The organism is Rhodoferax sp. (assembly GCF_034520025.1).
GTDB lineage: Bacteria > Pseudomonadota > Gammaproteobacteria > Burkholderiales > Burkholderiaceae_C > Allorhodoferax.
This window is the reverse complement of record NZ_JAXHNZ010000002.1, coordinates 377,039-398,364: the sequence shown is the minus strand read 5'-3', so window position 1 is coordinate 398,364 and position 21,326 is coordinate 377,039. Positions and strand designations below refer to the sequence as shown.

Here is a 21,326-nt window from a genome sequence, read left to right as displayed (position 1 = left end):
TCAGGATTAAATTGCTGTTACGACCCACTGACCAGCGGCTTGCACCAGCTCACGGTCGCAATGGAACTCATCGACTTCACTTTCGTGCCCGGGGAGGACACACACTACGGTTTCACCCTGTTGGCGCAAACCCGCAATCGCTGCTCGCAAGGCCGTGGCCTCGCCCCATGGAGCACGGATAGCAGCCCGCAGTGGCCGCACCTGTGCCGCATGGGCTAGAACTTTCACATCCAGACTGAAGCCGACCGCCGGCCGCTTGCGCCCGAAGACCGAGCCCACCTCGTCATAGCGCCCGCCACGGGCCAACGCATCACTTGCACCTTGGGCGTACACAGAAAAACGCATGCCGGTGTAGTACGCATAGCCACGCAAATCCGCGAGATCAAAAGTGACTTTGGCACCATCAAGGTGACCGGCCATCCATTCGAGATGGTCGAGGGCCTCGAGCACGCCAGGCAATTGAGGGAGCGCTGCACGGGCCTGGGCCAACACACCGGCTCCGCCGTATAGCGTAACCAACAACTTGAGCGCCGCAGAAATAGGGGCTGGGCAGGCGGCTGTGAGTTCGTTCAAAGCACTGCTGTCTTTGGATGCGAGCGCAGCCAAAACATCGGCACGCTGGCTGCTGCTCAAACCCGACTCGGCAAGCAAACTACTGACGATGCGCGCATCGGCCATGTCTACTGTCAGGCTGCCCACCTTGCTCGCCTTGAGGCTATCCAGAGCCAAGGTCAAAATTTCGAGGTCAGCCTCCAAGCCTGCGTGGCCATAGATTTCCGCACCGAACTGCAACGGTTCACGGGTGGCATGAGGCACGGCCGGTAGCGTATGCAACACAGGCCCGCAGTAGCACAAGCGGGTAACGCCACGGCGATTCAGCAAGTGCGCATCAATCCGGGCAACCTGCGGCGTGGTGTCAGCGCGCAGGCCCATCGTGCGACCGGAGAGCTGATCCACCAACTTGAAGGTCTGCAGGTCCAGCGCTTTGCCGGTACCGGACAGTAGAGACTCCAGGTGCTCCAGCAACGGAGGCATCACGAGCTCGTAGCCATAGCAACGGGCCATGTCCAGGAGATCTCGACGTATTTCTTCGATGTGACGTGCTTCGGACGGCAGTACATCGGCAATGTGATCCGGGAGGACCCAAGCGGACATGGAATTGAGGGGAGGCTGTTAAAACGGAGATTTTACCGGCCTTGAGCCCTAAATTTCAGGAGAGCATCCACCAAATGCTGACTAAACCCACAACGATGCTGCACAAGCCATAGAAGCGGATCTGCCCGTCCTGCAACTGCAAGAGCTGCTCAAACAGCTTGCGCCACCCGCGGGGTGACGCAAAAGGAAACAAACCTTCAAGCACTAGCACAAGGGCTAGTGCAACCCACAACGTGTCTCCACTCACGTTTATTTCTTGACTGCTGGAGCGCTACCGCCCCCATTGCGGAAAGTTTTGAAGAATTCAGAACCGTTCGGATCCAACACCATTACGTCGCTTTTGTTGGCGAACGTGGATTTGTAGGCCTCGAGGCTGCGATAGAACTGTGCGAATTGCGGATCTTTACCGAACGACTCCGCATACACGCGCGCCGCCTCTGCATCGCCCTCACCTTTGATTTTCTGCGCGTCGCGGTAGGCATTGGCGATCGTAATTTCACGCTGACGGTCAGCGTCGGCGCGGATCTTTTCGCCCTCGGCGGCACCCGTTGAACGCAGTTCATTGGCCACGCGCTTGCGCTCAGCCTCCATCCGGCGGTAGACCGATTCGGTAATAGCCTCTACGTAGTCCACACGGGTAATGCGGACGTCAACCACATCCACGCCCCAAGGCTTGGAGCCGCGCACCTTATCGAGCACTTCAGCCTTGACGTCAGTCATCAAATCTTCACGCTTGAGCGAGAGCAGTTCTTTCACGGTGCGTTTGTTGATCTCTTCCTGGAATGCATTTCGCACCACACGGTTGAGTTGGCTTGCACCAGCGCCTTCATTCAAGCCCACATTGCGGATGTATTCCGAAGGCTCAGTGATGCGCCAACGCACATACCAGTCGATGACGACGCGCTGCTTCTCAGCGGTCAACATCGGCTCCGCATCTGTGCTGTCGAGAGTCAGCAAGCGCTTGTCGATGTACGACACATTTTGAAAAGGTGGAGGCAGCTTGAAATTCAGCCCTGGTTCGGTAATTACCTCTTTGATCTGGCCCAGCGCGTAGACCACACCAAACTGGCGCTGGTCCACCACAAACAAAGTCGAACTAGCCAGTGCCAAGAGCACCAACAGGGAAGAAAAAATCAATCCAATGCGGTTCATAGTCATGTCCTAGCGCACATCGCGTTCGCGGGTCCGGGCCGCATCACGGCTACGGGGGTCTGGAGTATTCGTTGCACCGGCAGCTGCAGCGGATGCAGCGCCGCCTGCTACAGGGTTCGCTGATGGCACGTCACCAGAAGCTTGCGAGCCCGTCATTTGCAAGACCTTGTCCAGAGGCAGGTACAGCATGTTGGAACCCTGCTTGGAATCCACAATCACCTTGGTGACGTTGCTGTAGATCTGCTGCATGGTGTCCAAATACATGCGATCGCGCATGACCTGGGGTGCCTTTTGGTACTCGGCAAACACCGAGCGGAAGCGCTGCGAATCACCTTGGGCCTGAGCCACAACGCGTGCTTTGTAAGCATCCGCCTCTTCCTTGAGTCGGGATGCAGAACCCACTGCACGCGGAATCACGTCGTTGGCGTAAGCCTGCGCTTCATTTTTGGCGCGCTCACGCTCCTGACCGGCCTTCAGAACATCATCGAAAGATGCCTGCACTTGCTCGGGAGGACGAACACCGCCCTGCTGCAGGTTCACACCCACCACTTCGATACCGACCTTGTAACGGTCCAGAATGGTTTGCATCAATGCGCGCACACGCGGTGCGATCTGGTCGCGCTCTTCAGAGAGTGCTGCGTCCATCTTCATTTTGCCCATAACCTCGCGGATAGACGTTTCTGCGGCTTGCACCACTGCCTCGCTCGGATTCTTGCTTTCAAACAAGAAAGCCCGGGCATCGCTCAAACGGTACTGGACTGCAAACTTGATATCCAGAATGTTCTCATCTTCCGTCAGCATGGCGGACTCTTTGAGCCCGGTGGCTTTCATGACCACATCACGCCCTACATCAACAGAACGAATCTGGCTCACAAACACCAACTCGTGCTTTTCGATCGGATACGGCAAGCGCCAATTGAAACCGGCATTCACCGTCGATTTGTATTTGCCGAACTGCGTAATGACCGCTTGCTGACCTTCTTGCACGATGAAAAAACCGGTGCCTAACCAAATCAGCGCGACAACCCCAATGATCAATCCCGCGCCAATGCCGGCATTCTTCATATCTGGCTGAAATCCACCGCCTCCACCATGACCTGCGGGCGGCTTCTGGCCACCACCGAACAGCCCGCCAAGTTTGCGATTGAAATCCCTCCACAATTCGTCGAGGTCCGGAGGTCCAGACTGCGCGGTATTCTTGGGTGGCCGGCCATAAGAACCAGGTTGATTTGACGGCCTGTCGATGTCGCTCTCAGGCTTGGGACCACCTTCTGTACTTGGTGTCTCTTGCTTGTCGTCTCCACGGCCCCAACGGGAATCGTTGAGATTGAGAACCACGCGCAGCCAGGACAGGAAGTCCCGGTTTTTCGTACGGATCGCAGTAAGTTTCATGGTTTTTTCTTAAGTGCAGTTAGGCGCATTGTGCCAATTCAGGGCTCATCCCCTAGGGGCTCAGGGTGAATAGCCGGATTCTGGATAAATTCAGGCTCAGGTTTCGCAATTTCAGCCAGCTTTTGACGTAGCAAGGGCATTCCCTCCAGCGTCCGCGCGCTCACAAATAGGCGCGGAGTTTGAACCCCTTCGATCTCATAAAAATCATCGATTCGAATCGGCTGTGCGTCTAACGCAATGGCATCTACCTTATTGAACACCAAAAGCTGCGGAATATCAGCCGCGCCAATTTCTTTCAAAACCATCTGGACCTGGGCTATTTGCTCGGCGAACTCGAGGTTCGCTGCATCGACCACATGCAGCAACAAATCCGCGTCAATGGCTTCTTGCAAAGTCGCTTGAAATGCGTCAACTAAGCCGTGTGGCAAATCACGAATGAAACCTACGGTGTCCGACAGCGACACTGATCGCCCGGCCTCTCCAAGGTAGAGCTGTCTGGTCGTTGTGTCTAACGTTGCGAACAGTTGGTCAGCGGCGTAGGCACGCGCTTTTACCAACGCATTGAAAAGCGTTGACTTACCTGCATTCGTATAGCCGATCAGGGAGATATTAAAAGCATCACGTCTTCCACGCTGACGCCGCTGTGTTTGCCGTTGGCGCTTGACCTTGCTCAGGCGCTCTTTGGTTCGTTTGATGTTGTCACTGATCATCCGGCGATCCAGCTCAATCTGTGTCTCTCCCGGACCACCGCGCGTCCCGATACCACCGCGCTGACGCTCCAAGTGAGACCAGCGTCGCACCAAACGCGTGCTCAGGTACTGCAAGCGCGCGAGCTCGACCTGCAGCTTACCCTCGTGGCTTCTGGCCCGCTGAGCAAAAATCTCAAGGATCAAAAATGTCCGGTCATTGACCGGCATCTGCATGTGGCGCTCAAGGTTGCGCTGCTGCCCGGGGCTCAGGGCTTGATCGAAGAGGATCTCGGTCGCGCCCGTTTGCAGAGCCAATTGGCGAATTTCTTCCGCCTTACCGGATCCCACGAACAAGGCGGCATCCGGTGCTCTGCGCTTGCAAACTACACGCCCTGCCGGCTGTAACCCAGCGGTTTGGGCGAGCAGACCCAACTCTTCCAACTCGGCATCGAAATTGGGCAAACCTAAATCGACCCCCACCAAAATAGTCGGAGCCGATTGACTGTCCATCGAATTACTCAAAAGCGGAAGTGGTTTTCAAAAGTTAAAAGGGCCAAGCAAAACTTGGCCCGGACACCCAGCCTCAAGCAGCTGGTGCATCCTCAGCGACAGCAGACAGGTTCACTGCGCGGCCTGGAACAATCGTAGAGATTGCGTGTTTGTAAACCATTTGGGTCACCGTGTTGCGCAAGAGCACAACATACTGATCAAAGGATTCGATTTGACCCTGCAGCTTTATACCGTTTACCAAATAAATGGAAACCGGCACATGCTCCCGACGCAATGCGTTCAGGAATGGGTCTTGGAGGAGTTGGCCTTTGTTGCTCACGATATTCTCCGTGTTCAAAAAATGAAGAGGGCTTGACAATACCACACATAAGTGTGGAGCCTATTTGGCCAAGCTATTCGCTTCTTAAGAGCAAGGAAACCCTTTAGTCCTTATCAGCAAAAGGATTCGCCGACGATTTCATTTCGATTCTCAGGGGCGTACCCACAAGATTGAATTCCTTACGGAAACGACCTTCCAAAAAGCGCTTGTAAGCCTCTGTGACGTGCTCCAATGAATTTCCGTGCACCACGATGATGGGAGGATTCATCCCCCCTTGGTGGGCATAACGTAGCTTGGGGCGATAGGCACCAGTTTTCTTTGGCGTTTGAAATTGAACGGCTTCCAACAACAAACGCGTCAACACCGGCGTCGGCATTTTGCAATTAGCGGCCTTGTGAGCCTGGGCAATGGCATCCCATACAGGACCGAGCCCTTGCCGCTTTTTGGCAGAGATCAGATGCAAAGATGCAAACTTCAAAAACCCCAATCTGGTTTCGAGGGATCTTTTTACCAATTCGCGCTGATATTCATCCACTGCATCCCATTTGTTCACAGCAACAACCACCGCACGCCCCGACTCTAGGATGTATCCCGCGATATGGGCGTCTTGGTCTGTCACGCCCTGCTCGGCATCGATCAGCAGCAACACGACACTGGCGGATTCGATGGCCTGCAGGGTCTTCACCACCGAGAATTTCTCGATCGCTTCAAAGACCTTCCCTTTGCGACGAAGACCGGCCGTATCCACGAGTTCAAACTTTTGCCCGTTGCGCTCAAAAGGTACTGAGATGGCATCGCGAGTAGTACCTGGCATGTCAAAGGCAACCAGTCGCTCCTCACCCAGCCACGTATTGATCAACGTCGACTTACCAACATTCGGGCGGCCTGCAACAGCGAGTTTGATAATGCTTGGGTCGGCCGCCTCTGGGTCGTCTTCGGGCTCCTCCAAATGCAAGGCATCGAGGGCCAGTTCGATCAGTGATCGCATGCCCTGACCGTGGGCTGCGGAGACGGGATAGACCTCACCCAGCCCGAGTTCAAAAAACTCCGAGAGCTGGGCTCCGGCCTTCATGCCCTCTGCTTTATTCGCAATCACCAGACAAGGTTTGCCCAGCTTACGAAGATAGTTCCCGATGTCATGGTCTTGCGCAGACAAGCCGGCACGCGCATCAACCACAAACACCACAACATCAGCCTCTGCAACCGCTTGGCGCGTTTGTTTGGCCATTTCTTTAAAAATGCCACTGCCGGCGTCAGGCTCGAAGCCCCCGGTATCAATGACGATAAATTCGTGTTTGCCGTGCTTGCCGTTGCCATAGTGGCGATCGCGGGTAAGCCCCGCAAAGTCGGCCACGATCGCATCACGCGTTTTCGTTAGGCGGTTGAATAGTGTGGATTTACCGACGTTGGGGCGACCAACGAGGGCGATAACTGGCTTCATGAATGGCCTTTTTTATTCGGGACGGAAGGCAAATACGCCCCCCTTTTGAGTCACTGCGACCAGGGTATTGCCTGAAAGGACTGGCGTAGCGGCAAGTGGCGAACCGTCGAGCTGAAGGCGCCCGACTATCGCACCATCTGCGGCAGAGAGCAGATGCAACAGACCCGCATTATCCGGCACAACGAGTGTAGAGCCCAACAGGACAGGCGTGCCCAACTCACGCCACTTGAACTTGTCTGATTGCCAAAGCCTCTCACCGCCCTTGCGACTCCACGCGATGAGCGTACCGTCGGATTCAGAACCAAAGACTGCAGTGTCTCCGCCACCGATGCCCGTAAATCCATTGGCGGTTTTGGACCACACAGATTTACCGGACCCTGTGTCTACGCAGGCCACAACGCTCGCGTAAGCTCGGACGCAGACGCTGGCACCCCTGCGGCTTATGCCGGAGACAACATCCACCAGGCGCTCTACCTCATTGGTACCACGCCCCAATGCTACAGGCACATCCCATTTCTGGCTCCCGTTGCTGGGATTGAGTCCCACGAGGCGACCGCCGAGCCCAACGACCAAGGTGTCTCCGACGGGAAACAAAACACCCGGCCGATCCAAAACCAGCGTGTCCGCGCCGCGCTGCTGTTGCCACAGCCGCTTTCCAGTTTCGCCATCAAAGGCAGACAGGGTGCGATCGGGTGTCATCACAAACACGCGCCCACCGGCAACCAAAGGCGGAGTGATTGCCACCGCACCTAGATTCTGCCGCCAGAGAGACTTGCCACCCTGCATTACAACCACTTCACCCGTGATCGTGGTGAGCGCAACACGTCCGTCGCCGGCCCCAATGGCTGCAGAAATCCTTGCTCCGGCATTGCCGCTTGAGCGTACTGCACCACTTTCTCCGTCTAAGGAAACAACCGAGCCCGCGGTAGTAGCCAAGTAGATCTCGCTCCCTGAACTTTTGAGTTCCAAGGGAAAAGAAACTCCACCAACGGCGCCCTTCCAGACGTTCTTGACACCCAATGAGGGAACCAAGGGCGCAAGCTCAGCTGGCTTTTGCTTGGTCGGACCAGAACAGGCCGACAACACCACGCAACTGATAAGCGCGATGGTGAGACTGAGAGGGGAATACCGCTTGACCATAGGTTTCACTTCGCTTCGGTAGAGCCTAGCGCTGCGAGTTTGACCTCAACCAAGCGCCGATACTGGTCTTGCTGGGGCAATAGCTTGAGCGCTTCATTGAATCTTTGGGCCGCATCGTCACTTTTTCCTTGAGATAGCGCCAAGTCCCCACGTTTGTCAGCGACCAATCCACCGAATTCGGACGGGAAGTCGGTAGACAACAACTTACCCGCTTCATCAAACTCTTGCGACTCGATTAACAGACCCGCATGACGCACTTTAGCCAAAGCGGCAAGGCCGGTATCTGCCTTGCTACCTGCAACCCAAGTCAAGGCAGTTTTCGCTACGTCCGGCTTGCCGGAAAGATAGGCCACTTTGGCCAAATTCAAACCAGATTGCTGGGTGTAAAAAACAGAAGGGAAGCGTTGCTTCATATCATCAAAGGCACGGGTAGACGCAACCAGATTTCCTGTTCCGATCAGACGTTCAACCTCTTCATACATGGCTGATGCTTGCTCCGCTTGGCGCTTATTCCACCAATGGTATCCGTTCCATGCGGCGAAGCTCCCGAGGACTGCGATCAACACCCAAGTGATTGCATTGCCGTACTGCTTCCAAAAATGCTTGAACTGGTCAAGTTGCTCTTGTTCTTCGAGATCTAAATGGTTTGCCATGGTGTGCCTGTTTATGCTTATGACGCTTGATGCGACGCCCATTGAGCTACTTCAGTAAGCGCAATAGTGACTTGCGGAACATCCGCGTTTCTTAGTGATTTGATGGTGACCTGTCCCGAGGATATTTCATCGGGCCCGAACACCAATGCGTAGCGCGCCCCAGAACTGTCGGCACGCTTGAATTGAGACTTGAGACTGGGCATGCCCTCTGGCGTGCTTGCCTGCATCTGCACTGATAAACCAGCCAGGCGCAGCGACGACAAAACCGGCATCACAGACGGTAAATAGTCGGAATCCAAAATAACCGCAAACACATCCAGGACAGGTGTCGGAAGTGGGCGCACAGATTCTTGAATCAGCTCCAGAACGCGTTCGACCCCCATGGCCCAGCCCACGCCGGGAGCCGGCTTGCCGCCTATTTGTTCAATCAAGTAGTCGTAGCGACCGCCGGCACAGACAGTCCCCTGTGATCCGAGTTTGGTTGTCACGAACTCAAAAACAGTCAAGTTGTAATAGTCCATACCGCGGACCAAGCGAGGATTGATGGTGTAGGGAACCCCGTGGCTTTCGAGGAGTCGGAGAACCGAATCTAAATGTGCCTTGGAAGCGCTGCCAAGAAAATCAATCAACTTGGGCGCGGCCTCAATCACAGGCTGCATAGCAGGATTCTTGGAGTCCAACAGACGCAGTGGATTCAAGTGCAAACGGCGCTTGGCCTCCTCATCAAGAGCGTCCTTATGAGACTCAAAATGCTCAATGAGTGCCGCCCGATGCCGGTGTCGCTCCTCCGGTTGGCCTAAGCTGTTGATCTGCAACTCGATATCCTTCAGACCCAGCTCTTGCCATAGCATGTGCGCCATGAGGATGACCTCTGCATCCACCTCAGGCCCACCGAAACCCAAGGCCTCGGCGCCGATCTGGTGGAATTGACGGTAGCGACCCCGCTGCGGGCGTTCATGCCGGAACATAGGGCCCATGTAATACAAGCGTTTGGGACCGTTGTAGAGCAAAGAATGCTCGACCACAGCGCGCACAACACCTGCGGTGTTTTCAGGGCGCAACGTCAGGGCTTCACCATTCAAGCGATCCTCGAATGAATACATTTCCTTCTCAACAATATCCGTCACCTCGCCTAGCCCACGCACAAACAATGCGGTAGGCTCGACGATCGGGGTGCGAATATTTTCAAAAGCAAACCGGCGCATCACGTTACGAACCAATGATTCCAGCGCTTCCCACGACGCAGATTGCGGCGGAAGAATATCGTTCATACCTTTGACTGCAACGATTTTGTCCACCTTGCGTGGACTATTTTTCTTTGACATAAATTCTCAAGCTTGAGGGGATGGAGGCGTGAAGCGCGCCTTGATGTAATTCTCGACCACCGTTTGGAACTCGCTGGCGATGGAGTCCCCGCGCAGGGTCATTTTCTTTTCACCGTCGATGTAAACTGGGGCTGCAGGGGCCTCGCCTGTGCCGGGAAGGCTGATGCCGATATCAGCATGCTTACTCTCCCCCGGCCCGTTGACAATGCAGCCCATCACGGCCACCTTCATGTTTTCGACACCAGGATACTGTTTGCGCCAAACCGGCATCTGATCTCTTAAGAAATCGTCGATCTGCTTGGTGAGCTCTTGGAATGTGGTGCTGGTGGTCCTGCCGCAACCTGGACAGGCCGTAACACTGGGCACAAACTTGCGCAAACCGAGTGATTGAATGATCTCGGAAGCGACAATCACTTCCTGAGTCCGCGCTTCACCGGGAGCGGGTGTCAGTGATACACGAATGGTGTCGCCAATGCCCTCTTGCAAAAGAATGCCCAAGGCAGTGGCAGAGGCCACCGTGCCCTTGGTGCCCATTCCAGCTTCGGTCAACCCCAAGTGCAACGCATACTTTGAGCGTCGGGCGAGCTCCCGATATACAGCGACCAGATCGGACACACCACTGACCTTGCAGGACAACATAATTTGATGCCCGTGCAAGCCGATTTCTTCGGCTTTCTCTGCGGAAGTAATGGCAGAGGTAATCAGTGCTTCATACATGACCTGCTTGGCATCCCAGGGCTGAGACCTGCGGCTGTTTTCATCCATCAAGGATGCCAAAAGCTCTTGATCCAAGCTACCCCAGTTCACTCCGATTCTGATCGGCTTGTCCCAACGGATAGCCGCTTCGATCATTTGTGCAAACTGACGGTCACGTTTGTCACCCTTGCCCACATTCCCGGGATTGATACGGTACTTGGACAACGACTCCGCACATTCAGGGTAGTCAGTCAACAAGCGATGACCGTTGAAATGAAAGTCACCGATCAACGGGACATTGACACCCATACGATCCAATTGCGCCCGAATATGAGGCACTGCTTGGGCTGCTTCGGGTGTGTTCACCGTGATTCGGACCAGCTCTGAGCCCGCCGCTGCCAGCTCTTTCACCTGAATCGCGGTACCGATCGCATCTTCGGTATCGGTATTCGTCATGGATTGAATACGCACAGGAGCCGCGCCGCCCACAGTGACGACATGACTGCCCCACCTGACCTCTGACTGCAAACTCCTGCGAGGCAAGGGCTGCGCTAATGCAATAGGTAATCCTTGGTCCACTACTTCACCTCGAAACGAGCAACGTTATCTTTTGAAACATCCGTCATCACAAACGGCTTACCCCGAACTTCGACCTCTGCAAGGTCTGCTTTACCCACAACGACTGCCAGAGGCGGTACTCCATTCACTGCGGTAGTGGTGCCGCCTTGCAATGTCCTGCGCAATAAAACCGCACCATTGGCATCAACCACTTGTACCCAAGTAGTTCCCTTGGCACGGACGAGTAAAAAATCCTCTCCGGTTTGACTACCGCTGGCAGGCACTGGCGGCTCGGGCGCAACTGCCACTACCTGACTTGCCGTGTTTTGCGGGGGAACAGTAGCACTTGGAACAACTTCAACGCCAGCAGCCTTATCGTTGGACTCTGGCTTTGGTGCACTCATGCCAGGTACTGAATCCGCTGGAGGCATTAGCTCTGTGGGCTCAGTCTCCGAAGTGGTGAGCCAGCCGGGCAACTGCACACTTGGAATAGCAAAAACCAACACAGCGCATGTCAACAGCCCAAGTACTAACAATGCACTCGGTCTCTTCACGATATCCAGCATCGAAGATTTGACCCAATTTTGTTGATCCTTGAAGGGCTCGTTAATTCCTCGATCCGCCACTTGAAACTGGGGAGCCACCACATGCGGCAAGCGCTCAAGAACGGGGGCCGGATCAATTTTCAGCGCACGACAAACACTGGAGGCCAGAGCCCGCACGAATACCGCATCTGGCAACAAATCTATCCGGTCTGACTCCAGCGCCTCCAACTTCTTGACTGGAACCTTCATGGAAACAGCAAGCGCAGCGATGTGCAACCCAGCCGCTTCGCGCGCATTGCGCAGCATTTCACCGGCACTGGGCAGATTGTTGGTCACAACACTGCCCTGCTCTGCCGCCTCGCCACCCGCTTCACTCATCAAACGCCCCTCGCTCAAGCAAACTTGCCTCTTTAGATACCGGGAACCTTTTCGCCAACTGTGTCCCCAACTGAGCCGCAGAATCTCGGTTCCCTAACCTGCGCTCAATCTTTACGCCCAGCCATAGCGTCTCAGAATTCGCAAACTCGCTGTTATTCACGCGACGGATCTGAGATTGCGCTCTCGATAAATCTCCGCGCAGAACAAACAACAGAGCCAAGTTGTAGCCTGCAACCGGATTGCCCGGCTCCAGCTCGAGCGCCCGGGTCAGACTCACCAGTGCCTCGTCTCGCAAACCCGCAGTTTTCTGACAAACGCCAAGCGCCATCCACGATTTGGCGCGCTCTTGGTACAGGGGGTTGTTAATTGCTGCAGAAAAATTAGCGTAGGCCTCTGGCATCCGCCCTTGCTGACAGAGCATCCAACCATAATTGTGCTGAACAGCTGCCGCCTGTGGGCTTAACTGAAGCGCACGCTTGAAGCTCTCATCTGCCAACCCAAAATCATTGAGTTGCATGTAAATCAAACCGCGCAAATTGTGCGCTTCGTAAATTCCCGGATCGGCAGCAATGGACTGCTTGATCTCGTCAAGCGCAACCCGCGTTTGACCATTGCTGTAGTAGCCAGCCGCCAACTCCAATCGAATCTTGGCACGCTTGCGGGCTGGCGTCTCGTCGGAATCGGTTGCAATGTCTGTACCAGGTGAAATGGAAGGAGCGGATGAGCAGCCCTGAAGGAAACCCAACACAGCAATCGCCAAAGCCCCCCCCAACATAAAGGCGAGCTTACGCTCAGCGACTTTCACCGTCGATTGCCTACTGTCAGTCATCGCGAGCCCCATTTCAATTGAAGTTTTTTTGCTCACCGATTTGCTGCAGCATGATCGTACGTTGCTTGCTTATCCGGTTGCTCACATTCGTGCGATCTTTGACGTCACCGGCGAGCTGTCCGCACGCCGCGTCGATATCATCCCCCCGCGTTTTGCGAACCGTAGTCACAAGCCCACCATCCAGCAAAATCCGGGCGAACTCCTGGACCACATTGTTCTTCGAGCGCAAAAGCCCCGACGCTGGAAAAGGGTTAAACGGAATCAGATTGAACTTGCAGGGAATATCGGCCTCGCGAACCAGTGCCAGCAAGGCTCGCGCTTGTTCGGGGCTGTCGTTAACGCCATCGAGCATGCAATATTCAAACGTAATGAAATCGCGCGGCGCTCTTTCGAGGTAACGCTTGCATGCGCTCAAGAGCTCTACGAGTGGGTACTTCTTGTTCAAGGGCACCAAATTGTCACGCAATACATCTGTAGGTGCGTGCAAAGACACGGCTAACGCCACTGGACAATCGTCTTTGAGACGATCCATCATTGGAACCACGCCAGAAGTTGAGACCGTCACTCGCCGTCGAGACAAACCATAGCCATGGTCGTCCAGCATGGTCCTTAGTGCAGGCACCAAGGCGGCGTAATTTTGGAGCGGCTCCCCCATGCCCATCATCACCACATTGGAGATGACGCGCTCTTGAACCCCAAGATGCTTGCGCAGGAAGTGCTCAGCAAACCACAGCTGCGCCAAAATCTCCCACGTCTTCAAATTTCGACTGAATCCCTGGTGGCCGGTCGAGCAAAAACGACAACCCACCGCGCAACCCGCCTGCGAGGAAATACAAAGCGTTCCTCGATCGGACTCCGGGATAAAAACTGTTTCGACAGCGTCACCGCCACCGACATCAAACAGCCATTTGATGGTTCCGTCAGCAGATATATGCTGCGTCATTACAGGCAATGCGGTGATTTCAGCATTGCCTTTTAATTTGTCTCTGAGAGATCGGGCGAGGTCGCTCATGTCATCAAATTGGTCTGCGCCTTTTTGATGAACCCAACGAAATAGCTGAGTTGCGCGAAACTTTTTCTCGCCTAAGCTTTCGCAGAAGGCGGCCAGACCCTCGAGGTCGAAATCGAGCAAATTGACCGCCATACTGAATTAACGCGAGTAAACGTTCATACCAGCAAAGAAGAAGCCGATTTCCACAGCTGCAGTTTCTGGAGCGTCAGAGCCGTGCACTGCATTGGCATCGATGCTGTCAGCGAAGTCAGCGCGGATGGTACCTGCAGCAGCCTTTTTAGGGTCGGTTGCGCCCATCAGGTCGCGGTTTTTAGCGATTGCGCCTTCGCCTTCTAAGGCTTGGATCATCACAGGACCGGAGACCATGAAGTCCACCAAGTCCTTGAAGAAAGGACGCTCTTTGTGCACAGCGTAAAAAGCCTCTGCTTCGCCGCGCGACAGGTGTGCCATGCGTGCAGCCACGACCTTCAGTCCAGCGGCTTCAAAGCGAGCGTAGATCTGACCGATCACGTTCTTGGCGACTGCGTCAGGTTTGATGATAGAAAGTGTGCGTTCGATTGCCATAGTAATTCCCGATTAGAAAAAAATTGTATTTGCCCTAGATGGACAAAGCCGGCGAGTTTAACACTCGCATTAACGACTTCTGCCGCCCGAACGGCGCTGACCGCCACCCGGGCGACCTCGGCCGCTTGCCTCTTGCCGCTGTTGCGAAAAGCTGTCTGCACCGATGTAACCCAAAGATGTTTTCATCGGATCAGGTTGACTGCTACCCTCTTGGCGTGTGACTTGACGAGGGGGTTTACCCCGTCCTTGACGGGCAGGAGGTGCTGGTGGCGCAGCATCCCTCGGGTACGCCGGACCACGCCCGCCCTGCCGACCGCCGCGCCCACGCGAGCGCGCACCACCGCCACCGGCAGCTCCCTCTTCATGGAGACGGGGTTTGGGTGTTCCGGCTGCCTGCATCAGCAAGCGGATGTCAGATTCATCCAATTCCATCCAAGCACCGCGCTTAAGACCCCGTGGAAGCACCATGGCGCCGTAGCGAATCCGGATGAGTCGGCTTACCGCATGCCCGACAGACTCCAACATACGGCGAACCTCGCGGTTGCGGCCCTCAGAAATGGTAACGCGATACCAGCAGTTAGATCCTTCACCACCGCCGTCTTCAATGGAGCCAAATTGTGCGATTCCGTCGTCCAGCTGAACGCCACTTATCAGGGCTTGCTTTTCCTCTTTCGTGAGTGCGCCCAAAACACGCACTGCATATTCGCGCTCCAAGCCGAATCGCGGGTGCATCAGATTGTTAGCCAACTCGCCCGAGCTGGTAAACAACAACAAGCCTTCCGTATTCAAATCCAATCGCCCGACGGATTGCCACTTCCCTTGGTGGAGCTTTGGCAAACGGCGAAACACAGTGGGCCGATTTTGGGGGTCATCATGGGTCACTACCTCACCGACTGGCTTGTGATACGCAATCACGCGTGCAGGTGGCGGGTCGATTCGAAAGCGAATCGGCTTACCGTTGACCTTGATGTTGTCACCAAACTGAATCCGCTGCCCGATGTGGGCAGGTTCGTTGTTCACCGAAATCCGCCCTTCGAGAATCAGCTGCTCCATTTCAAGCCGCGACCCCATTCCCGACTGGGCAAGTACTTTGTGCAACTTCGGGGTCTCGGCGAGCGGCGCCAAGACCCGCTTAGGCAAGCTGACATCTTCTGCGGCTTCATCTGCATCGAATTGGCCGGAGATAACATCATCAAAGCGGTTCCCTCCCACTTTCACAGAAGTGCTTTCCAATGGAGCGGGGGCTTCAATGGCATGAGAAGCTTCAGCGTCATTGATATTGTCGTTATCGTTCATAGTGATGTTCCGTTTTCCACTGCGTGCGAAGTCGCTTGCAATGGCATAGTTAACTGTTGACCCTCGGTCGCTTCGGTACTCATTGAGGCATGATCCGAAACCCCCAACATATCGCCAAAATCCTTCACGGGGTCTTTGCCGCGATCTGGCGACTCCAACAAAGGAAGCTGATCCAAAGAGCTCAAGCCCAAATCGTCCAAAAACTGCCGCGTTGTCGCATAAAGCGCCGGTCTCCCGGGCGCCTCACGATGCCCGATCACTTCTACCCAACCCCGATCCTCCAACTGCTTGATCAACAGTGAACTGATCGTGACTCCCCGAATGTCTTCCATGTCCCCGCGCGTAACCGGTTGCCGGTAAGCGATGATGGCCAAAGTCTCCAGCGTCGCACGGGTGTACTTGGGGGGTTTCTCCGGGTGGAGCCTGTCCAGAAACTCCCGCATCTCGGGACGACTCTGAAATCGCCAGCCAGAGGCCACACTCACCAACTCTACACCGCGCTCAGCCCACTCCATCTGGAGTTCCAGCAACAAGGACTTGACCGTATCTGCACCGATTTCATCGGCAAATAGCTCTCTCAGCACGCGAACCGTCAAAGGCTGAGGTGAACAAATCAAAGCGGTTTCGAGCACACGCTTAGCATCGACCATGTTCATAGTCTGGACTCAAAGATGGAAACCGGTGTTTGTTGCGGACCGGAGTCAACCGCACTAGGTAGGAGAAGCTGCTTGCTTGGATCGACTACCCTACGTGAACCGTAATTACAAACCTCCCGGTTTGGTGACTGGATTGTAACCGAGCCCCAATTGAACAGAAAGTGCCAAGAAATCGGGCGGCGGTGGCGACTCAAAAGTCAAATTGGCACCTGTGACAGGATGTTGAAATGCCAACCGGCAGGCATGCAAGGCTTGTCGACCCATATCCGCCGCCGGGGCACCACCATAAACCGGGTCAGCGACCAAAGGGTGTCCGAGGTGCGCCATGTGGACCCGGATTTGGTGCGTGCGGCCGGTGTGCAGAATACAGCGAACCCAGCAAGCGACCTGACTGGTTAACAGCAACTCAAAGTCTGTTCTGGCTTCTTTGCCCGCGTGTAGACCCAAGTCCACCACCGCCATTTTCAATCGGTTTCGCGGATCCCGACCAATCGGCGCGCTAACAGTCTTTAGCCCCTGCCACGGCCATGCCTTGTGGGCGATCGCGAAATACTGGCGACTGACCTCCCTGGCCGCAATTGCTTTCACCAAAAAATCCATGGCAAGCCGCGTGCGTGCCACCACCATCAGGCCACTGGTGTCCTTGTCCAAGCGATGGACAATACCGGCACGAGGAACCAAAGACGCGTGAGCACTGTACGCCAGCAAGCCGTTCAACAAAGTTCCACTCCAGTTCCCCGGCGCCGGGTGAACCACTAAACCGGGTGGTTTGTTAATCACCAGAACATGCTCATCCTCGTACACCACATCCAGAGAAATGGACTCAGGCTTGAAAGCCTGGCTTTGAGGCGTCGGGCGCAGTTCAATCACTGCAGAGTCGCCTACCTTGACCTTGACTGAAGTCTTCAAGACCACGCGACCATTCAGTTGCACCAACCCCAGCTCTATCAGTTGTTGCAAATAGCTGCGCGAGAATTCTTCCACATGAAAAGCGAGCGCGCGATCCAAGCGCTCCCCATGGACATCCGCCGAGAAAACGAAGTGACGTAGCTCCGTCTCACCCGCGATATCCGAGGGGTCTTCCACCTCTTGTTCCGCAGAGTGCGTCGATATAATTCTCGTGGTTTGTATCAAGAAGGTCCCCAAAATGCTGCGTGCGAAATTATCGGTCGTTTATGCCCCCATGCTGGCGGCTTTGGCCAGCCTGCTCGTGGCCTGCTCCAGCGCTCCCGTCGATAAAACCGCAGGCATGAGCCCGAATCGCTTGTACGCGGAAGCAAAAGACGAAATGGGGTCTTCACAATGGGACAAAGCGGTGCCTTTACTGGAGAAGCTCGAAGCGCGCGCGGCGGGAACTCCGTTGGCACAGCAAGCTCAGCTCGATAAAGCCTACGCCCACTTCAAAGCTGGCGAACAGGCACAGTCTCTGGCTACTCTAGAGCGATTCATCAAACTCCACCCAGCCAGCCCGGCTTTGGACTATGCGATCTACTTGAAGGGCATCGTGAACTTCAACGATGACTTGGGCCTGCTATCGGCAGTTACTCGCCAGGATCTGGCAGAACGTGATCAAAAAGCGGCGAAAGAATCGTTCGAATCCTTCAAAGAATTGACGTCACGCTTTCCCGACTCGAAATACACTCCCGATGCCCGCCAACGCATGAACTACATCGTGGGCTCACTGGCACAGTCTGAAGTGCATGTGGCACGCTATTACTACAAGCGGGGCGCCTACCTGGCTGCCGCAAACCGCGCCCAACAATGCCTGACAGATTACCGGGATGTACCCGCCACCGAGGAAGCTTTGTTTATTTTGTACAAATCGTACGACGCGCTGGGCATGGTCCAGTTGCGGGACGATGCGAAGCGAATCCTCGACAAGAACTACCCGCAATCGGAGTTTCTTGCCGGCGGCGGAAAAGCTAACTCCAATCCGTGGTGGAAGCTTTGGTAAGTTCGCCAAGCCCTGCGTAATACTGAGCCTCTTCCGACAAGGGGCGCATGGCGGGCAAAGCAGAGAGCAACTTTCGGCCATATGCCATCGTGCGCAAGCGGGGATCACAGACCACCAAAACGCCGCGGTCGGATTCCCGGCGTATCAAGCGGCCCACACCTTGTTTTAGGGCGATTCCTGCTATCGGCAGCTGAACCTCATTGAACGAGCTCCCCCCTTCGACCTCCACCTTGGCGCAGCGCGCCCGCAATAAGGGGTCATCGGGCGGTGCAAATGGAATTTTGTCGATGACCAACAATTGCAAAGCGCGACCGGCAATATCGACGCCTTCCCAAAACGTGGCCGACCCCACTAGGATCAAACCCGACCCATGCTTTGACTGAAAGTGATTGAGCAAGTCGCGCTTTGAAGCTTCGCCCTGCACTATCACGCGAATGTCCAAGTGCTCAGGCAACAGCTTGCGTATGCTGTCTGCAATGTGTCGCATGGCACGCAATGTGGTGGTCAGTACCATTGTGTGCCCCCCGAGCACCTGCGCCGACTGCGCCACCAATGCGGCTACGGCGCTGCTGTGTTGTTGAGAGGATGGGAGCGCAAACGACTTGGGAACATACAAAGCCGCTTGTTGCGAGTAATTGAATGGGCTCGGGATCCGCAAGCAAGCCGCATCTTGCAATCCGCTAGATGCAAGAAACCAGTCCAAGTCGTTACCCACACCCAAGGTGGCCGATGTAAAGACCCACGACTTGAGCGAATCAACCCCACCACCCGAGACCACCTTGGCTTGCATCGCCTCAGAGATATCCATCGGCGACTCTACGCACCGCAAACGTGCACCCGACTCCACCCAGCGAATCAGCCCATCCTGAACTGGAAGAAGCGCACGCTCGACCTGCTCCAAGAGCGCACTTGCACGCTCAAAAAGGGTTCGCAAATCAGTATGCGCATCGCACACCCCCTGGAGCGCCATCGTGAGCGTCTGGATCGTGTCCACAAAGCGCACCATCCGCGAAGTCCAAATCGCAGGAGACAAACCGTCTGGGACTCCAAGCGCCCACAAGGCACGTTGCTGAGCGCCCCCTTGCTCCGTGAACATCGCATGCAGAGCGACCACGGCCATTTCCATCTGCTCGACCAGGTGAGGCCAATCGGCAAGCCCACGCGCGCACTGTGCACCCCTAAAGACCACATCGCGCCCCAAAGCCAAGGCCTGGCCTGTCGACCATTGACGCCCCAAAAACTGAACACCGATGTCATTGAGTTGGTGCGCTTCATCAAAGACCACCGTGTTCACGGTGGGCAGTAATTCAGCCACTCCGGACTCCCGCACATTCGCATCAGCAAAAAACAAATGGTGGTTGATCACCACCATGTCGGCATTCATGGCGTCACGCCGCGCTTTGTACAAAAAACAATCGGTGTAACGGGGGCACTTGGATGCTCCGCAGTTTTCCCGGGTGGAGGTCACTAACGGTAAAACTTGGGCAGACTCCTCCAAAGCAGGCACCTCTGCGACATCCCCGAAACGAGTAGATACCGCCCATTGCTCCACTTGCCCCAACAAACGCAACGGTGCTGCTGTCTGCAGCATCCCGTCATGCCGCGCATTAGTCAGCCGATGCAGGCAAAGATAACTGCTACGACCTTTGAGCAGTGCCACTCGGGCCGGACTTTTCAGCATAGCTATGACCGCCGGAATGTCGCGACCGAACAACTGGTCCTGCAACGCTTTGGTGGCGGTGGATATCAACACCTTATGCCCGCTGAGCAGCGAGGGAACGAGATAAGCATAGGTCTTACCAATCCCTGTGCCGGCTTCCACAACAAGTATTCCGCCTGTTTCCATTGTTTCAGCGACCGCATGCGCCATTTGAATCTGCCCTACGCGAGGCAAGTACTCCGGGACGGATTGTGCGAGCGCGCCTGCATCACCGAACACAGCCTCAACGGCAGCAACCACTTGAGACATCAGGCGGATTCGTTCGGACCCAGACTGCGCTGCAGCTGGAAAATGGTATCGCGCAACCCCAAGCGCCGTTTCTTGAGGCGCTGAAGCAGCAACTCATCTTTGATGCCACCTTGCGAGGATGCAAGGTCTATGCATGCGTCAAGATCGCTGTGCGCCATACGGAGCTCAATGAGCCGACGCTCAGGTGAATGTAGATTAGTTTCCAAAGGTAAAAGCCGCCGACAAGGTGGTTAAACTGACCGCCAGAAGCAACGGCCGCTCGATAATACGACCTGCCACACCGGCACACGACCGATTTTTTCGCAAGCACCACTCCATGTCCTCTGGTTACCGCCTCAGCGCCTCTACCGGCATCCACAAGGGTGACCGCGAATATCAGCAGGACCAAGTCTCGCTATTCAAACATCCGAGGGTGAACGGATGCATTTTGGCGATCGTGGCTGACGGCATGGGTGGACGAAGTGGCGGCAGGAAAGCCTCAGACCAAGTCATGCTCACAGCGAAGCAGCTTTTTGAGCGCTACGATCCCGCAACTGACGACGCGGCCGTTACATTGCGCCAAGTGGTGGAAGAAGCTCATATCGTGATCAAGTTGACCGCGATTTCCTCAGAAGAAGAGCCGCACAGCACCCTTGCAGCATTCTTGATCAATCCCGGCGGCGACTGTCATTGGGCCCATACCGGCGACTCCCGGGTTTACCAGTTCCATGGAAATCGGTTCGTTAAACGAACCATGGACCATTCTTACGTGCAGGCCTTGATCAATCGTGGGGAAATCACGGAAGAACAGGCCGCTACCCACCCCCAGTCAAATATCTTGATGGGCTGCCTCGGTACTGAGAACGATCCCCCCATCGATTTTCACTTTATCCCGCAGCTCCGGACTGGTGATGTACTCATGGCGTGCAGCGACGGAGTTTGGCACTACTTCAACAATGGCGAACTGGGCTCCGTGCTCTCCACACTCTCCGCCCGCGAGGCTACCGAGTTTTTGATCGAGAAAGCGCGTTCTCGGGCCCATGGCGGCGGTGATAACTTGTCTGTCGTGATTGTCAAAGTCGAAACCCTTCAGCATTAAGCGAGGCTCCCGACC

Annotated in this window: 22 protein-coding genes; 2 read left to right on the top strand and 20 right to left on the bottom strand. The window is 55.4% G+C overall.

The features are described from left to right. Positions 1–6 precede the first annotated feature (6 nt). From U5L73_RS10135 to U5L73_RS10050, 18 genes are all read right to left on the bottom strand, one after another. Positions 7–1,155, bottom strand: a complete 1,149-nt coding sequence (locus tag U5L73_RS10135; protein ID WP_322562240.1) for an ATP phosphoribosyltransferase regulatory subunit — start codon at positions 1,153–1,155, stop codon at positions 7–9. 55 nt (positions 1,156–1,210) lie between these two features. Continuing rightward, positions 1,211–1,402, bottom strand: a complete 192-nt coding sequence (locus U5L73_RS10130) for a DUF2065 domain-containing protein (protein WP_313876032.1) — start codon at positions 1,400–1,402, stop codon at positions 1,211–1,213. A 2-nt stretch (positions 1,403–1,404) separates the two neighbouring features. Then, a complete protein-coding gene (hflC, locus tag U5L73_RS10125; RefSeq protein ID WP_322562239.1) occupies positions 1,405–2,307 on the bottom strand; it encodes a protease modulator HflC in 903 nt (300 codons plus the stop codon). A 9-nt stretch (positions 2,308–2,316) separates the two neighbouring features. Next, positions 2,317–3,699, bottom strand: a complete 1,383-nt coding sequence (hflK, locus tag U5L73_RS10120; protein ID WP_322562238.1) for an FtsH protease activity modulator HflK — start codon at positions 3,697–3,699, stop codon at positions 2,317–2,319. A 38-nt stretch (positions 3,700–3,737) separates the two neighbouring features. Continuing rightward, the gene (gene hflX / locus U5L73_RS10115) at positions 3,738–4,898 is read right to left on the bottom strand and encodes a GTPase HflX (protein WP_322562237.1); all 1,161 of its coding nucleotides are present in this window, start codon (positions 4,896–4,898) and stop codon (positions 3,738–3,740) included. 73 nt (positions 4,899–4,971) lie between these two features. Next, positions 4,972–5,217 (bottom strand): RNA chaperone Hfq, encoded by a 246-nt coding sequence (gene hfq / locus U5L73_RS10110; RefSeq protein ID WP_322562236.1) that lies wholly within the window; start codon positions 5,215–5,217, stop codon positions 4,972–4,974. A 103-nt stretch (positions 5,218–5,320) separates the two neighbouring features. Next, positions 5,321–6,658, bottom strand: a complete 1,338-nt coding sequence (gene der / locus U5L73_RS10105) for a ribosome biogenesis GTPase Der (protein WP_313880769.1) — start codon at positions 6,656–6,658, stop codon at positions 5,321–5,323. 12 nt (positions 6,659–6,670) lie between these two features. Further along, a complete protein-coding gene (bamB, locus tag U5L73_RS10100) occupies positions 6,671–7,798 on the bottom strand; it encodes an outer membrane protein assembly factor BamB (protein WP_322563491.1) in 1,128 nt (375 codons plus the stop codon). 5 nt (positions 7,799–7,803) lie between these two features. Beyond that, positions 7,804–8,451, bottom strand: a complete 648-nt coding sequence (locus U5L73_RS10095; protein ID WP_322562235.1) for a tetratricopeptide repeat protein — start codon at positions 8,449–8,451, stop codon at positions 7,804–7,806. Between the two features lie 17 nt (positions 8,452–8,468). Continuing rightward, positions 8,469–9,749, bottom strand: a complete 1,281-nt coding sequence (gene hisS, locus U5L73_RS10090; RefSeq protein WP_322563490.1) for a histidine--tRNA ligase — start codon at positions 9,747–9,749, stop codon at positions 8,469–8,471. 33 nt (positions 9,750–9,782) lie between these two features. After that, positions 9,783–11,051 (bottom strand): flavodoxin-dependent (E)-4-hydroxy-3-methylbut-2-enyl-diphosphate synthase, encoded by a 1,269-nt coding sequence (gene ispG / locus U5L73_RS10085; protein ID WP_322562234.1) that lies wholly within the window; start codon positions 11,049–11,051, stop codon positions 9,783–9,785. Next, complete coding sequence (locus tag U5L73_RS10080) at positions 11,051–11,953, bottom strand: helix-turn-helix domain-containing protein (protein ID WP_322562233.1); 903 nt, start codon at positions 11,951–11,953, stop codon at positions 11,051–11,053. The genes ispG and U5L73_RS10080 overlap by 1 nt, the downstream gene beginning before the upstream one ends. After that, positions 11,946–12,818, bottom strand: coding sequence for a type IV pilus biogenesis/stability protein PilW (gene pilW, locus U5L73_RS10075; protein ID WP_322562232.1), 873 nt, complete (start codon positions 12,816–12,818; stop codon positions 11,946–11,948). Before pilW ends, U5L73_RS10080 begins: the two co-directional genes overlap by 8 nt. After that, positions 12,796–13,926 (bottom strand): 23S rRNA (adenine(2503)-C(2))-methyltransferase RlmN, encoded by a 1,131-nt coding sequence (gene rlmN, locus U5L73_RS10070; protein ID WP_322562231.1) that lies wholly within the window; start codon positions 13,924–13,926, stop codon positions 12,796–12,798. The genes pilW and rlmN overlap by 23 nt, the downstream gene beginning before the upstream one ends. A 6-nt stretch (positions 13,927–13,932) precedes the next feature. Then, entirely contained in the window at positions 13,933–14,358 is a 426-nt protein-coding gene (gene ndk, locus U5L73_RS10065; protein WP_313876022.1) for a nucleoside-diphosphate kinase, read from the bottom strand. A gap of 69 nt (positions 14,359–14,427) precedes the next feature. Then, positions 14,428–15,654, bottom strand: a complete 1,227-nt coding sequence (locus tag U5L73_RS10060) for a pseudouridine synthase (protein ID WP_322562230.1) — start codon at positions 15,652–15,654, stop codon at positions 14,428–14,430. Further along, entirely contained in the window at positions 15,651–16,310 is a 660-nt protein-coding gene (gene scpB / locus U5L73_RS10055) for an SMC-Scp complex subunit ScpB (protein WP_322562229.1), read from the bottom strand. The genes U5L73_RS10060 and scpB overlap by 4 nt, the downstream gene beginning before the upstream one ends. Positions 16,311–16,415: 105 nt before the next feature. Then, positions 16,416–17,456 (bottom strand): RluA family pseudouridine synthase, encoded by a 1,041-nt coding sequence (locus tag U5L73_RS10050; protein ID WP_416221296.1) that lies wholly within the window; start codon positions 17,454–17,456, stop codon positions 16,416–16,418. A 1-nt stretch (position 17,457) separates the two neighbouring features. Here U5L73_RS10050 and U5L73_RS10045 point away from each other — a divergent pair, with 1 nt between their 5' ends. Continuing rightward, a complete protein-coding gene (locus U5L73_RS10045; protein ID WP_322562228.1) occupies positions 17,458–18,264 on the top strand; it encodes an outer membrane protein assembly factor BamD in 807 nt (268 codons plus the stop codon). Here U5L73_RS10045 and U5L73_RS10040 read toward each other — a convergent pair. Further along, positions 18,233–20,233 (bottom strand): ATP-dependent DNA helicase, encoded by a 2,001-nt coding sequence (locus U5L73_RS10040; protein WP_322562227.1) that lies wholly within the window; start codon positions 20,231–20,233, stop codon positions 18,233–18,235. The genes U5L73_RS10045 and U5L73_RS10040 overlap by 32 nt on opposite strands. Further along, positions 20,233–20,391 carry a YdcH family protein gene (locus tag U5L73_RS10035; RefSeq protein WP_416221295.1) on the bottom strand — a complete coding sequence of 53 codons (159 nt, stop codon included), beginning with the start codon at positions 20,389–20,391 and terminating at the stop codon, positions 20,233–20,235. The genes U5L73_RS10040 and U5L73_RS10035 overlap by 1 nt, the downstream gene beginning before the upstream one ends. 158 nt (positions 20,392–20,549) lie before the next feature. On the opposite strand from U5L73_RS10035, the gene U5L73_RS10030 reads away from it, so the two are divergent. Further along, on the top strand, positions 20,550–21,311 hold the full coding sequence (locus tag U5L73_RS10030) for a PP2C family protein-serine/threonine phosphatase (RefSeq protein WP_322562225.1): 762 nt from the start codon (positions 20,550–20,552) through the stop codon (positions 21,309–21,311). The last annotated feature ends 15 nt before the right edge of the window (positions 21,312–21,326 follow it).